This window comes from Streptomyces sp. NPDC028331, assembly GCF_055565775.1.
The window spans coordinates 290,232-302,851 of the sequence record NZ_JBVHTR010000008.1 but is presented as its reverse complement, the minus strand read 5'-3'; the positions used below and the strand labels follow the sequence as shown (position 1 = coordinate 302,851).

The following is a 12,620-nucleotide window of genomic DNA, read 5'->3' as shown; positions in this document are numbered from 1 at the left end:
ATCGGACCAGCCGCTTGGCACGGGAGGTCCCACTTGTCCCCCGTCCGAGCAATGAACTTCACAGGAAGCGTCGGCCGGCGCCGGGGGAGAAATTCCCTCGCTCGCCCCGCATTGCCCTGATAGGCATGGCGCATGACGAGGGACGTGCGGGTGCTGCGGCAGGACGAGTGGGACGCGTGGTACGACAACCTGGTGCGGGCCTTCGCCGGCGTTCAGCAATCGCCCGAAGAGCGGGCACTGGATCAGGAACTCACCGAGTTCCCTCGATCCTTGGGCGTATGGGACGGACCGGAGTGTGTCGGTACGGCGGGCGCCTTCAGCTTCCGCCTCACGGTCCCCGGCGGCGCCTCGGTTCCCGCGGCGGGCGTCACCATGGTGAGCGTGGCGGCCACGCACCGCCGGCGCGGGGTGCTGACCTCGATGATGCGCCGCCAGCTCGACGACGTCCGCTCCTGGGGCGAGCCGCTGGCCGTGCTGACCGCCTCCGAGCCCGCGATCTACGGCCGGTTCGGGTACGGCGCGGCGACCTTCCAGCTCGGCGCCGAGATCGACACGAGCCGCGTCGAGCTGTCCGTCCCGGCCGGTACGGATGCCGTACGGCTGCGGTACGCGGCCCCGGCCGACGTCCTCGACGCGTGTGAGGCGGTGTACGCACGGCTGGTGCCCGGCCGTCCCGGCATGCTGGCGCGGCGGCCCGGCTGGGAGCGGGTGGGGCTGCTGGATCCGGCGAGCGAGCGGGACGGGGCCTCCGCATTGCAGTGCGTGGTCGCCGAGCGGGAGGGCGAGGTCACCGGGTACGCCCGTTTCCGCACCAAGCTCGGCTGGGGAGTCTCCGGGCACGACGGGACGGTGATCCTGGAGGACCTGGCTGCGCTCGACCCGGCGACGGACGCGGCCCTGTGGCGGTTCCTGTGCGGCGTAGACCTGACGACGACACTGGTCGTGCGCGCACGGCCGGTCGACGACGCCTGGCAGTACCTGGTCTCCGACATCCGGCGGTGTCGGCCGCGGCTGAGGGACGCCCTCCATGCGCGTCTCGTCGATGTCGGCGCGGCGCTTCAGGCCCGGACGTACCAGGCGCCCGTGGATGTGGTGTTCGAGGTGGAGGACGCCTTCTGCCCTTGGAACGAGGGGCGTTGGCGGCTGACGGGCGACGCGAAGGGCGCCGCCTGTGCGCGTACGGCGGACGCGGCCGATCTCGCACTGTCCGTCCGGGAGTTGGGGGCGGCGTATCTGGGCGGAGTGCCGCTCACGTCGCTGGCCGCGGCCGGGCGGGTGCGGGAGGTGCGGCAGGGTGCGCTGGCGGAGGCGTCCCTGGCCTTCGGCTCGGCGGTGGCTCCGTGGCTGCCGCACGGTTTCTAGACCCGGCCGCACGGTTTCCAGCCCGGGTGGCTGCCGCACGCTTTCCAGCCTCGGCGGCTGCCGCACGGGTCCCAGCCTCGGTGACTGCCACACGGTCTACGGGCCCGGGGCCGGAGCGGGGGCTCGCGCGGCTCGATGGGGTCTGCGCAGAGTTCTGCGAGCCCTGCGCGGCCTCTATGACCTCTGGCAGCCGGGGCACCAGAACAGGTTGCGGGCGGCGAGAGGGGCGGTGCGGATCTCGTCGCCGCAGAGGTGGCAGGGCAGGGCGGCCCTGCGGTACACGTACACCTCGCCGCCGTGGTCGTCGACGCGCGGCGGGCGGCCCATGGCCTCCGGGGTGTGTTCGGGTCGCACGGTGTCGATGCGGTTGGTGCGGACGCCCTCGCGCATCAGGGCGACGAGGTCGGCCCAGATCGCGTCCCACTCGGCGGGGGTGATGTCCTTGCCGGGCCGGTAGGGGTCGATGCCGTGCCGGAAGAGGACCTCGGCGCGGTAGACGTTGCCGACTCCCGCGATGACCTTCTGGTCCATGAGCAGGGCGGCGACGCTCGTCCGGCTGCGGCGCACGCGCCGGTACGCCGCCCCGGGGTCGGCGTCGGCGCGCAGCGGGTCGGGGCCCAGGCGGCCGTGGACCGCGGCCTTCTCCTCGTCGGTGATCAGTGCGCAGGTGGTGGGGCCGCGCAGGTCGACGTACGCGGCGGGGTTCGCCAGCCGCAGGCGGACCGTGTCGGTGGGCGGGGGCGCGGGGGCGTCGCCGAAGGTGACCTTGCCGAACAGGCCCAGGTGGATGTGGACCCAGTCGGCGCCGCGGAAGCCGAGGAAGAGGTGCTTGCCGTGGGCGTCGGCGGTGTGCAGCTCGGCGCCGTCGAGGAGGGCGGCGGCGTCGGCGAACTTGCCCTGGGGGCTGGTGACGGTGACGGCGCCGCCGGCGAACCGCGCCGCGTAGTCCCGGGCCAGCCGGTGAATGGTGTGCCCCTCTGGCACGGCTTCCCTCGCCCTTTCACAACACCGGGCGACGCCGGGGGCTCCTCGCCCCTGGCTCCGCCTCGGACCTGCCGGTTCTCAGCCCTGCGGGTGGTGCGGGGGGATCGGCGGCAGCTCACCGGTGGTCTCGTACGAGGACAGCATGTCGATGCGCCGCACGTGCCGCTCGTCGCCCGAGAACGGCGTGTTCAGGAACGTCTCGACGAACTTCGTCGCCTCCTGTGCCGTGTGCATCCGGGCACCGACGGCGACGACGTTCGCGTTGTTGTGCTGCCGGCCGAGGGAGGCCGTCTCCTCGCTCCAGGCGAGGGCCGCCCGCACGCCCTTGACCTTGTTCGCGGCGATCTGCTCCCCGTTGCCGGAGCCGCCGATCACGATGCCGAGGGAGTCGGGGTCCGCGGCGGTCCGCTCCGCGGCGCGCAGGCAGAACGGCGGGTAGTCGTCCTGGGCGTCGTAGATGTGGGGCCCGCAGTCGACGGGCTCGTGGCCGGCGGCCTTGAGCCATTCGACGAGGTGGTTCTTCAGTTCGAAACCGGCATGGTCGGAGCCGAGGTACACGCGCATGGTCCGAGTGTGTCATGTCCGTCGCGGGTCGGCCTCGCGGGGTGACGGCCGGGAAAGATGTGAGCTACACCATAGAACCTCAAGAAAACCTCAAGTAACAATCCGGATTCAAAGGTTCCCGAATTTGTTCGCCTCGGATTCACTGGACCGGCTCGTACACCGCTCGTATGAGCCCCCGTACTTCCGCGGGTACGGGGCAGAAGGTGTCCGTCCGTACGTGTGTCCCCTCTCGTTTCTCGTACACCCGGCGCAAAGGAATCACCCCTTATGACTTCGCAGCCGACCCCTACCCCGGCCGGAAAAGCATCCGGCCACCCCGGAGAACCCGGCGGCGGCCTTCGGGCCGGACTCAAGAACCGTCATCTGACGATGATCGCCATCGGCGGTGTCATCGGCGCCGGCCTGTTCGTCGGCTCCAGCTCCGGTATCGCCACCGCCGGCCCCGGCATCCTGCTCTCGTACGCGCTCGTCGGCACGCTCGTGGTGCTGGTGATGCGGATGCTGGGCGAGATGTCCGCCGCGAACCCCACCTCGGGCTCGTTCTCCGCGCACGCGGACCGGGCGCTCGGCCGCTGGGCCGGTTTCTCCATCGGCTGGCTGTACTGGTTCTTCTGGGTGGTCGTGCTCGCCGTGGAGGCCACCGCGGGCGCCAAGATCCTCGCCGGTTGGGTCCCCGCCGTGCCGCAGTGGGGCTGGGCGCTCATCGTCATGATCGTGCTGACCGCGACCAACCTGGTCTCCGTCGGCTCCTACGGTGAGTTCGAGTTCTGGTTCGCCGGTATCAAGGTCGTGGCGATCGGCGCGTTCATCGTCGTCGGTCTGCTCGCCGTCTTCGGCGTGCTGCCGGGCGTGCACACCGACAAGGCGAGCTTCGGCAACCTGACCGCCCACGGCGGCTTCCTGCCGCACGGTCCGGGCGCCATCCTCACCGGTGTGCTGCTGGTCGTGTTCTCCTTCATGGGCAGCGAGATCGCCACGCTGGCGGCCGGCGAGTCGGAGGACCCGCAGCGGGCGGTCACGAAGTCGACGAACAGCATCATCTGGCGTATCGCCGTCTTCTACCTGGGCTCCATCTTCGTGGTCGTGTCGCTGCTGCCGTGGAACGACCCGTCCATCAAGGACAAGGGCTCCTACGTCGCCGCCCTGGACTCGCTCGGCATCCCGCACGCCGGCCAGATCATGAACTTCATCGTGCTGACGTCGGTGCTGTCCTGTCTGAACTCCGGGCTCTACACCGCCTCCCGGATGGCCTTCTCGCTGGGCGAGCGGGGCGATGCGCCGAAGGCGTTCGCGCGGACCACGTCCCGGGGCGTGCCGATGGCGGCGATCGTGGCGTCGGTCGTGTTCGGCTTCGTGGCCGTCTTCTTCAACTACAAGTTCCCGGACTCGGTCTTCCTGTTCCTGGTGAACTCCAGCGGTGCGGTCGCCCTGTTCGTCTGGCTGGTCATCTGCTTCTCGCAGCTGCGGATGCGCAGGATCATCCAGCGGGAGGCGCCGGAGAAGCTCGTCGTCAGGATGTGGCTGTACCCCTACCTGACCTGGGCGACGGCCGCGCTCATCGTGCTGGTCCTCGGCTACATGCTGACCGACACCGAGCACGACGGCCGCGAGACCGTGCTGCTGTCCCTGCTCGTCGCCGCGGTGGTGCTGGTGATCGCCGTGGTGAAGGAGCGGATCACGGGCGGCCGAGCGGCCGCCGCCCCCACCGAGGCACCGGCCGACAAGGTCTCCATCGGCTGACGGGCCCTGCGGGACACGGCCGCATAACCTGACGGAACCTGTCAGGTTATGCGGCCATTCTGCGTGGCATGACCTCCACGGACCAGCGCACAGACCTGACCCTCCTGCACCCCCACGACGCCGGCTACGACGACGAACTCGCCGGATTCCAGACCGGGTTCGCCCAGCGGCCCACCGTTGTCGCGGCCGCCCGGTCGGCCGCGGACGTGGTGGCCGCCGTGCGGTACGCGGCCGCCGAAGACCTGCCGGTGGGCGTGCAGGCCACCGGACACGGGCTGCCCGGGGGCTACGAGGGCGGGCTGCTCGTCACGACCCGGCGGCTGGACGGACTCACCATCGACCCCGAGGCGCGTACGGTCCGCGTACAGGCGGGAGTGCGCTGGGGGCAGGTGGTCGCGGCGGCAGCGCCGTACGGACTCGCGCCGCTCAACGGGTCGGCGCCGGGCGTCGGCGCGGTGTCGTACACCCTGGGCGGCGGACTCGGCATCCTCGCACGGGAGTTCGGGTACGCGGCCGACCATGTGCGGTGGCTGCGGATCGTCACCGCCGACGGCGTACTCCGCCATGTCACCCAGGAGTCCGACCCCGACCTGTACTGGGCGCTGCTCGGTGCCGGGCAGAACTTCGGCATCGTGACCGAGCTGGAGATCGGCCTGGTCCCGGTGCGGACGCTGTACGGCGGCTCGCTCGCCTTCGACGGGCGCGAGGTGGACCCCGCGGCCGTGCTGCGCGCGTACGAGGCGTGGACGCGGACCGTGCCGGACGGGCTGACCTCTTCCTTCGCCGCCGTGCCGTACCCGGACGTGCCCGCGCTGCCGCCGCACCTGCGCGGCCGGTACGTCGTCTCGGTCAGGGTCGCGTACACGGGCGCCGACGGCGCACGGCTCACGGCCCCGCTGCGGGAGATCGGGCCGGTGCTGTCGGACTCGCTGCGCGAGATGCCCTACGCCGACAGCCACACCATCCACAGCGACCCGGACTTCCCGCACGCCTATTACGGGGACAGCGCGGTGCTGCGGGAGCTGGACGTCGAGCGGGCCGGTGAACTGCTGGAGCGGACCGGACCTCAGGCCGACCTGATGTGTGTCGTGCAGGTCAACCATCTGGGCGGGGCGCTGGCCCGGCCGGCGCCGAACGCGGTGCCGTATCGCGAGGGGCGGTTCCTGCTGCGGCTGTTGACCGTCGGGGACCGGGAGCGGGCGCGGGCGGTGCTGGACCCGGCGTTCGCCCTACTGGCCGACGACACCCTCGGCCGGTCGCTCAACTTCGCCTTCGGGGCCGGGGACCGGGGTGCCGGGCTGTTCGGCCCGCGGACGCGCAAGAGGCTCGCCGGGCTGAAGGACCAATACGACCCGGCGAACCTCTTCCGCAGGAACTACGGCGTCAGCGCTGCTTGTTGACGAGCTTCCAGACGGTGGGCAGCGCGCCCGTCGCCAGGGCGGCCTTGAGGGCGTCGCCGATCAGGAACGGGGTGAGACCGGCCGCGACGGCCTGGGAGAGGGAGAGGTGGGCCGCCAGGGCCAGGTAGGGGACGCCGACCGCGTAGATGATCGCCTCGCCGATGATCATGGTGCCCGCCATGCGCAGCGGGGAGCGGTCGGCGCCGCGGCGGGCCAGGGCGCCCACGGCCGCCGAGGCGAGCAGCATGCCGAGGATGTAGCCGAAGGTGACCGAGGCCGCGCCGGAGGTGCCGTCCGCGAACCACGGCACGCCCGCGACACCGGCGAGCGCGTACAGGGCGAGGGAGAGGAAGCCGCGGCGGGCGCCGAGCGCGGTGCCGACGAGCAGGGCGGCGAAGGTCTGGCCGGTCACCGGCACCGGGGAGTGGGGCACCGGGATCGCCACCTGGGCGGCGAGGCCGGTGAGCACGGCGCCGCCGACGACGAGGGCGGCGTCGCGGACGCGGGTGGCACCGCCCTGCTCGAGCGAGGCCGAGAGCTTGGGGGAGGGCAGCAGGTCGGCGAGGACTGCGCCGGGGCGAGCGGTGGCGGTGGCGGTGCTCATGGGGACTCCGCGGAGGTGAGGTGGACACGTCGGGACACCGTGACGCTATCCCAGCGCCCCGGAGCCGATCACCGTCGGCGCTCGACAAAGGGGGGAACACCGGGTTCATGGAACTCGCACAAAGGATGCCGCTTACACATGGCCGGGCGTGATACCGGTCACTGAGGTGGGGCGGTCAGCTCGCCTCCGGGCGTTCGAACCGGAACTGTAGGGTCCCACCAAAGTCCCGCCGCAGCCCCGCCGGAGCCCCGCCGCACCCGTCTCGCCCGTCGGTCGCCGTCTGGGCAGCGGCGGGCCCGTTTGCTAGCTTCGAACGCATGGTTGCCCAGGCCCGGTACTTCACGTCGCGTCGCTATGTCGACCTGCGACGCCAGGGCACGGCCACCTGTCGCCGTCCGGGATAGAGGCGAGCCCCGGCGCGCCTCCTCCTTCCGAGACGTGTCGGCCCCGTTCCTCAAGGACGGTCCTCCATGCCCCGTACCGCGGCATCCACCCTTGCCTCCCCCGTTCCCCGTGCCGCCGACAGCGACCGGCGGCGCACCAGCGCCAGCGTCGTGCTGCGGTCCGTGCTGGAGCACGGGCCGGTGGCGCGCAGTACCGTCGCCCGGCTGACCGGGCTGTCGCCCGCGTCCGTGACCGAGCACTGTGCCCGGCTGACCGGGCTCGGGCTGATCCGTGAGGAGGTGGCCCCGCGCCGCTCGAACGGGGTGGGCCGGCCGCATGTGCCCGTCGATCTCGACACCGAGCGGTTCGTGGTCGGCGGGGTGCACGTGGCCGTGCCGTACACCACGGTCGCGCTGCTCGATCTGCGCGGCCGCGTCGTGGCCCGGCGGGAGTTGAAGCACGAGCGGCCGGATCCGGGCCGGGTGCTGGCCCGGGCCGCGGAAGGACTCTCGGCACTGCTCGCCGAGGCGCCGGGCCGCCGGCCGCTGGGGGCCGGGGTCGCGGTCGGCGGCTGGGTGGACCGGGAGACGGGCACCGTGGTCGAGCACGAGCTGCTGGGCTGGCGCGAGGTGCCGGTGCGGGAGCTGCTCCAGGCCCGTACCGGGCTGCCGGTCCATGTGGACGGGCACGCGCGCGCGTTGGTGAACGGCGAGCGGCTGTTCGGCCGGGTGCGGGGCAGCCGCAGCGTGCTGCACCTGTTCGTGGGCAACATGGTCGACGCGGCCTTCGCCACCAACGACGAGGTGCACCACGGACCCCGCTCACAGGCCGGTGCGATCGCCCACCTTCCGCTGCCGGGCGGTACCGAGCCGTGCGCGTGCGGCCGTACCGGCTGCCTGCAAGTGGAGCTGAGCGAGCGGACGTTGTGCCGGCGGGCCCGGGCGGCCGGGGTGATCGACGGGGTGAACCCGATGCACGTGGTGGCCGCGGCGGCCGCCGGGGACGCGGTGGCCCGGCGGCTGCTGACGGATCGGGCCCGGATGACCGGGCGGGCGGCCGGGCTGCTGCTGGACGTGCTCAACCCGGAGGCGGTGGTGGTGACCGAGGTCAGTGTCATGCACTTCGAGGACTGCCTGAACGCGCTGCGGGAAGCGGCCGGAATACGTCGTGCCGCGGCCGTCCTCCCGACGAGCTTCCCGGATTCCGTGCTGGCCGTGGCGGGCGGTTCCGTGGTTCTCGACGTGCTGTTCCGGGATCCGCTGGGCACCTCACCTGAGGCTATTTAATTCAGAAACTCGGAATGTTGACAGGGGTCGCCCGTGGCCGGGAACATGCTGGTCATGAACCCGCTCACGAACTGTCGCACCCTCTGTTGCTGACACATTGCCGCGCATGAAGCGCGTGTTTCCGTCTGCGTGAGTTCTCTTCTTCCGGCACCCTTCCCGTCCGGCATTCCCCCACGTCCGGCATTCGGCCAGCCCGGAATTCCTCCTGCCTTTCTGCTCTGTTCCGCTCCGCGCATCCAGGAGTCATCCCATGCCCGCTCCATCCGTTTCCGGTCTCGACCGCCGCCTGTTCCTGACCTCCGTGCTCGGCGCGTCCGCCGCCGTGGCCGGGCTCAGCGGCTGCGCGGGCGGCAACGCCGCCGCCGACACCGAGGGCGCCTCCACCAAGCCGCTCGCCGGCAAGGTCCCGGCCGGCACCAGCCTGAAGATCGCCTCGTACCAGAACCAGCAGCAGCTCCAGTTCAGGCTGGCGAAGCTGCCCAAGCTGCCGTTCACGGTGTCGAGCTGGGTGAACATCGGGGCGGGCCCGGACGTGATCAACGCGTTCCGCGCCAAGTCCCTGGACCTCGCCAACAACGCGGGCATCCCGCCCATCCAGGCGCACTACCAGGGCTTCGCCGCGAAGATCGTGGCGATCGACATCACCCGCAAGCCCAACTACCTCTTCGCCACCAAGCCCGGCAGCGACATCCGCACCGTCGGCGACTTCAAGGGCAAGAGGCTCGCCTTCTCCCAGGGGCAGGCGCAGGGGGTCGTGCTGCTGCGCGCGCTGAAGCAGGCGGGCCTGAAGTACGACGAGGTGAAGCTGGTCCCGCTGACCAGCAACCAGTTCCTCACCGCCCTGCAGTCCGGGCAGGTGGACGTGGCCCCGCTCGGCAACAACCAGGCACCGGCGTACCTGAAGCAGTACGGGTCCAGGGGCGCCCACACCATCACCACCGACGTCGTGGACCTGCTCAACCTGCTGTGGGCGCCGCAGTCCGTGCTCAACGACCCGGCGAAGGCCGCCGCCATCGCCGCGTACATCCCCCAGTGGGCCCAGGGCCTGGTGTGGACGTACGAGCATGCGGACGTCTGGAACGAGGAGTTCTACGTCAAGACGCAGAACCTGACCCTGGACCAGGCCAGGTCCATCTCCGCGCTCGCCAACAAGCCGCTGTTCCCGGCCGCTTGGGATGAGGCGATCAAGTGGGAGCAGGAGACCGCCGATCTGCTCGCCGAGGGCGGCTTCGTGAAGAAGTTCGACGTCTCCTCGCTCTTCGACCACCGCTTCGAGTCCATCGCCGCCAGGGCCGTACCGGCCCAGTACCGGAGGTGAGCGCCGTGACCACCACGACGACTGCCGTGCCGGCGACGGCCACGGAGGAGCTGCCCCAGGTCCGCCGGCGCCGCCGGCTCTCCCCCGGGCGTCGGCTCCCCGCCGCCCGGCTCATCGGACCGCTGGCGGTCCTCGCCCTGTGGGCAGCCGCCTCGGCCGCCGGAGCGCTCGACCCGGGGGCCGTCCCGGCGCCCTGGACGGTGCTGAAGACGGCCGGCCACCTGTGGACGGACGGCACGCTGTCCACGGACGTGCTGACCTCGCTGAGGCGGGCCGGGTACGGGTTCGCGATCGGCCTGACCGCGGGAGTGCTGCTGGCGCTCGCCTCCGGGCTCAGCCGGACCGGGGAAGCGCTGATCGACGGGACCGTGCAGCTCAACCGGGCGATCCCCACCCTCGGTCTGATCCCGCTGTTCATCCTCTGGCTGGGCATCGGCGAGACCTTCAAGATCGCCATCATCGCGATCGTCGTCTACGTCCCCATCTACCTGAACACGCACTCCGCGCTGTCCGGCATCGACAGCCGGTACGTCGAACTCGCCGAGGTACAGGGCCTGTCGAGGTTCGCCTTCGTCCGGCAGGTGGTGATCCCCGGCGCCCTGCCCGGATTCTTCGTGGGACTCCGGCTCGGCGTCACCGGCTCCTGGCTGGGCCTGGTGGTCCTGGAGCAGATCAACGCCACCAGCGGCCTCGGCTACATGATGTTCCAGGCGCAGAACTACGGCCAGACCGACGTCATCCTGGTCGGCCTGCTGATCTACGGCGTCTTCGGCCTGGTCTCCGACAGCGTGGTCCGTCTGATCGAACGGAGGGTGCTGTCGTGGCGCCGCACACTGAGCAACTGACCCGGCCCGCCGTCCGACTGCGCGGCCTGACCCGGTCGTTCGACGGCCGCACGGTCCTCGACGGCATCGACCTCGACCTGCCCGCCGGACAGTTCACGGCCCTGCTGGGGCACAGCGGTTCTGGCAAGTCGACCCTGCTGCGGGCCGTCGCCGGACTCGACCACGGGGTGGCCGGACGGGGGTCCCCCCGGCTCGAGCGAAGCCGAGAGCTCGGGGGAGGTCGGCTCACCGCGCCCGAGCGGGTCTCGGTGGTCTTCCAGGACTCCCGGCTGCTGCCCTGGCGCCGGGTGCTCGACAACGTCCTGCTGGGCCTGGACGGCAAGGACGCCGAGGAGCGCGGCCGGGCCGCCCTGGCGGAAGTCGGCCTGAAGGGCCGCGAGCGGGCCTGGCCGGGCGAGCTGTCCGGCGGTGAGGCCCAGCGCGCGGCGCTCGCCCGCTCCCTGGTGCGCGAGCCCGAACTCCTGCTGGCCGACGAGCCGTTCGGGGCGCTGGACGCGCTCACCCGGATCAGTATGCACAACCTGCTGCGCGAGCTGTGGAAGCGCCACCGGCCCTCCGTGCTGCTCGTCACCCACGACGTGGACGAGGCGATCGTGCTCGCCGACCGCGTCCTCGTCCTGGACCGGGGCCGTATCGGCCTGGACCTGACCATCGACCGTCCCCACCCGCGCTCCTACCGCGAGCCGGTGCTGGGGGAGTACCGCGAGCGGCTGCTGGCCGCGCTGGGCGTCACGGAGGACCACCAGTGACAGCGAGAAGGCTCCACCTCAACGCGTTCCTGATGAACACCGGCCACCACGAGGCGTCGTGGCGGCTGCCGGAGAGCGACCCGTACGCGCACGTCGACCTCGCCCACTACGTCAACCTGGCGCGGATCGCCGAGCGCGGCGCCTTCGACTCCCTCTTCCTCGCCGACGGCCCCCAGCTCTGGAACAACCTCGCCCAGCGCCCGGCCGGCGCCCTGGAACCGCTCACCCTGCTGACCGCGCTGGCGACGGCCACCGAGCACATCGGCCTGATCGCGACCGCCTCCACCTCCTACAACTCCCCCTACAACCTGGCCCGCAAGTTCGCCTCGCTGGACATCATCAGCGGCGGCCGGGCGGGCTGGAACATCGTCACCACCGCGGGCGCCGAGGCCGCGCGCAACTTCGGCCTCGAGCACGAGCCCGCCCACGCCGAGCGCTACGCCCGCGCCGCCGAGTTCCTCGACGTGGCCCTCAAGCTCTGGGACAGCTGGGAGGACGACGCGATCGTCGCCGACAAGGCGTCCGGCGTCTGGGGCGACGACAGCAAGATCCACCCGCCCCGGCACAAGGGGAGGTACTTCAGCGTCGCGGGCGCCCTCAACGTGCCGCGCACCCCGCAGGGCTACCCACTGCTGGTGCAGGCGGGCTCCTCCGACGACGGCAAGGCCTTCGCCGCCCGGTACGCGGAGGCGGTGTTCACCGCCCAGCAGACCCTCGCCGACGCACAGGCCTTCTACGCCGACCTGAAGTCCCGTACGCGGGCCGCGGGCCGGGATCCCGAGCACGTCAAGGTGCTGCCCGGCATCGTCCCGGTGCTGGGGTCGACCGAGGCCGAGGCACGGGCCGCGGAGCGGCTCCTGGAGGACCACATCGTGTACGACCACGGGGTGGGCCGCCTGGAGAGCCTGCTGCATCTGGAGCCCGGAACCCTGGAGTTGGACGCGAGGCTTCCCGCCGATCTCCCGCCCGAGTCCGCCATCGAGGGCGCCAAGAGCCGCTACACGCTCGTCGTGGAGCTGGCCCGGCGTGAGCGGCTGACCGTGCGGCAGCTCATCGGGCGGCTCGGCGGCGGGCGCGGCCACCTCACCTTCGCCGGGACGCCCGAGCAGGTCGCCGACCAGATCGAGACCTGGTTCACACAGGGAGCCGCCGACGGCTTCAACATCATGCCCGCGGTGCTGCCCTCCGGTCTGGAGGCGTTCGTCGAGCACGTCGTGCCGATCCTGCGCACCCGCGGCCTGCTGCGCACCGCATACGGCCCCCGCCAGACCCTGCGGGAGCGCTACGGCCTCCCCCGCCCCGCCAACCGGTACTCCCCCAAGTTCTCGGCTTCGCTCGAACAGGGGGGACCCCCATCCCCCGCGCTCGCCACCGCCTGAAAGGA

Annotated in this window: 11 protein-coding genes; 8 read left to right on the top strand and 3 right to left on the bottom strand. The window is 71.7% G+C overall.

Features of this window, described 5'->3' with window-relative positions:
• Positions 1-132: 132 nt before the first annotated feature.
• Complete coding sequence (locus ACZ4SW_RS15150; RefSeq protein ID WP_468242589.1) at positions 133-1,362, top strand: GNAT family N-acetyltransferase; 1,230 nt, start codon at positions 133-135, stop codon at positions 1,360-1,362.
• A 174-nt stretch (positions 1,363-1,536) separates the two neighbouring features.
• Here ACZ4SW_RS15150 and ACZ4SW_RS15145 read toward each other — a convergent pair whose 3' ends face one another.
• Both ACZ4SW_RS15145 and ACZ4SW_RS15140 read right to left on the bottom strand, forming a co-directional pair.
• A complete protein-coding gene (locus tag ACZ4SW_RS15145) occupies positions 1,537-2,346 on the bottom strand; it encodes an Fpg/Nei family DNA glycosylase (protein ID WP_468242587.1) in 810 nt (269 codons plus the stop codon).
• Between the two features lie 78 nt (positions 2,347-2,424).
• Entirely contained in the window at positions 2,425-2,910 is a 486-nt protein-coding gene (locus ACZ4SW_RS15140) for a ribose-5-phosphate isomerase (RefSeq protein ID WP_468242584.1), read from the bottom strand.
• 267 nt (positions 2,911-3,177) lie between these two features.
• Between ACZ4SW_RS15140 and ACZ4SW_RS15135 the strand changes: the two genes are divergently transcribed.
• Positions 3,178-4,650 (top strand): amino acid permease, encoded by a 1,473-nt coding sequence (locus tag ACZ4SW_RS15135; RefSeq protein ID WP_468242581.1) that lies wholly within the window; start codon positions 3,178-3,180, stop codon positions 4,648-4,650.
• A 68-nt stretch (positions 4,651-4,718) separates the two neighbouring features.
• Complete coding sequence (locus ACZ4SW_RS15130; RefSeq protein ID WP_468242579.1) at positions 4,719-6,050, top strand: FAD-binding oxidoreductase; 1,332 nt, start codon at positions 4,719-4,721, stop codon at positions 6,048-6,050.
• Here the strand turns inward: ACZ4SW_RS15130 and ACZ4SW_RS15125 are convergent.
• Complete coding sequence (locus ACZ4SW_RS15125; protein ID WP_468242576.1) at positions 6,034-6,654, bottom strand: biotin transporter BioY; 621 nt, start codon at positions 6,652-6,654, stop codon at positions 6,034-6,036. The genes ACZ4SW_RS15130 and ACZ4SW_RS15125 overlap by 17 nt on opposite strands.
• A gap of 470 nt (positions 6,655-7,124) precedes the next feature.
• On the opposite strand from ACZ4SW_RS15125, the gene ACZ4SW_RS15120 reads away from it, so the two are divergent.
• The 5 genes from ACZ4SW_RS15120 (at position 7,125) to ACZ4SW_RS15100 (ending at position 12,615) form a co-directional block, all read left to right on the top strand.
• Positions 7,125-8,324 (top strand): ROK family protein, encoded by a 1,200-nt coding sequence (locus tag ACZ4SW_RS15120; RefSeq protein ID WP_468242574.1) that lies wholly within the window; start codon positions 7,125-7,127, stop codon positions 8,322-8,324.
• A 250-nt stretch (positions 8,325-8,574) separates the two neighbouring features.
• A complete protein-coding gene (locus ACZ4SW_RS15115) occupies positions 8,575-9,642 on the top strand; it encodes an ABC transporter substrate-binding protein (protein WP_468242571.1) in 1,068 nt (355 codons plus the stop codon).
• Positions 9,639-10,487: an ABC transporter permease gene (locus ACZ4SW_RS15110; RefSeq protein ID WP_468242569.1), complete on the top strand. Its 849-nt coding sequence runs from the start codon at positions 9,639-9,641 to the stop codon at positions 10,485-10,487. The genes ACZ4SW_RS15115 and ACZ4SW_RS15110 overlap by 4 nt, the downstream gene beginning before the upstream one ends.
• Complete coding sequence (locus ACZ4SW_RS15105; RefSeq protein WP_468242566.1) at positions 10,463-11,236, top strand: ABC transporter ATP-binding protein; 774 nt, start codon at positions 10,463-10,465, stop codon at positions 11,234-11,236. The genes ACZ4SW_RS15110 and ACZ4SW_RS15105 overlap by 25 nt, the downstream gene beginning before the upstream one ends.
• Positions 11,233-12,615: an LLM class flavin-dependent oxidoreductase gene (locus ACZ4SW_RS15100; RefSeq protein ID WP_468242563.1), complete on the top strand. Its 1,383-nt coding sequence runs from the start codon at positions 11,233-11,235 to the stop codon at positions 12,613-12,615. Before ACZ4SW_RS15105 ends, ACZ4SW_RS15100 begins: the two co-directional genes overlap by 4 nt.
• The last annotated feature ends 5 nt before the right edge of the window (positions 12,616-12,620 follow it).

Coding starts and splice junctions, on each gene's coding strand:
- ACZ4SW_RS15130 (WP_468242579.1), top strand. CDS start 4,719: ATGACCTCCACGGACCAGCGCACAGACCTGACCCTCCTGCACCCCCAC.
- ACZ4SW_RS15125 (WP_468242576.1), bottom strand. CDS start 6,654: ATGAGCACCGCCACCGCCACCGCTCGCCCCGGCGCAGTCCTCGCCGAC.
- ACZ4SW_RS15115 (WP_468242571.1), top strand. CDS start 8,575: ATGCCCGCTCCATCCGTTTCCGGTCTCGACCGCCGCCTGTTCCTGACC.
- ACZ4SW_RS15140 (WP_468242584.1), bottom strand. CDS start 2,910: ATGCGCGTGTACCTCGGCTCCGACCATGCCGGTTTCGAACTGAAGAAC.
- ACZ4SW_RS15135 (WP_468242581.1), top strand. CDS start 3,178: ATGACTTCGCAGCCGACCCCTACCCCGGCCGGAAAAGCATCCGGCCAC.
- ACZ4SW_RS15120 (WP_468242574.1), top strand. CDS start 7,125: ATGCCCCGTACCGCGGCATCCACCCTTGCCTCCCCCGTTCCCCGTGCC.
- ACZ4SW_RS15150 (WP_468242589.1), top strand. CDS start 133: ATGACGAGGGACGTGCGGGTGCTGCGGCAGGACGAGTGGGACGCGTGG.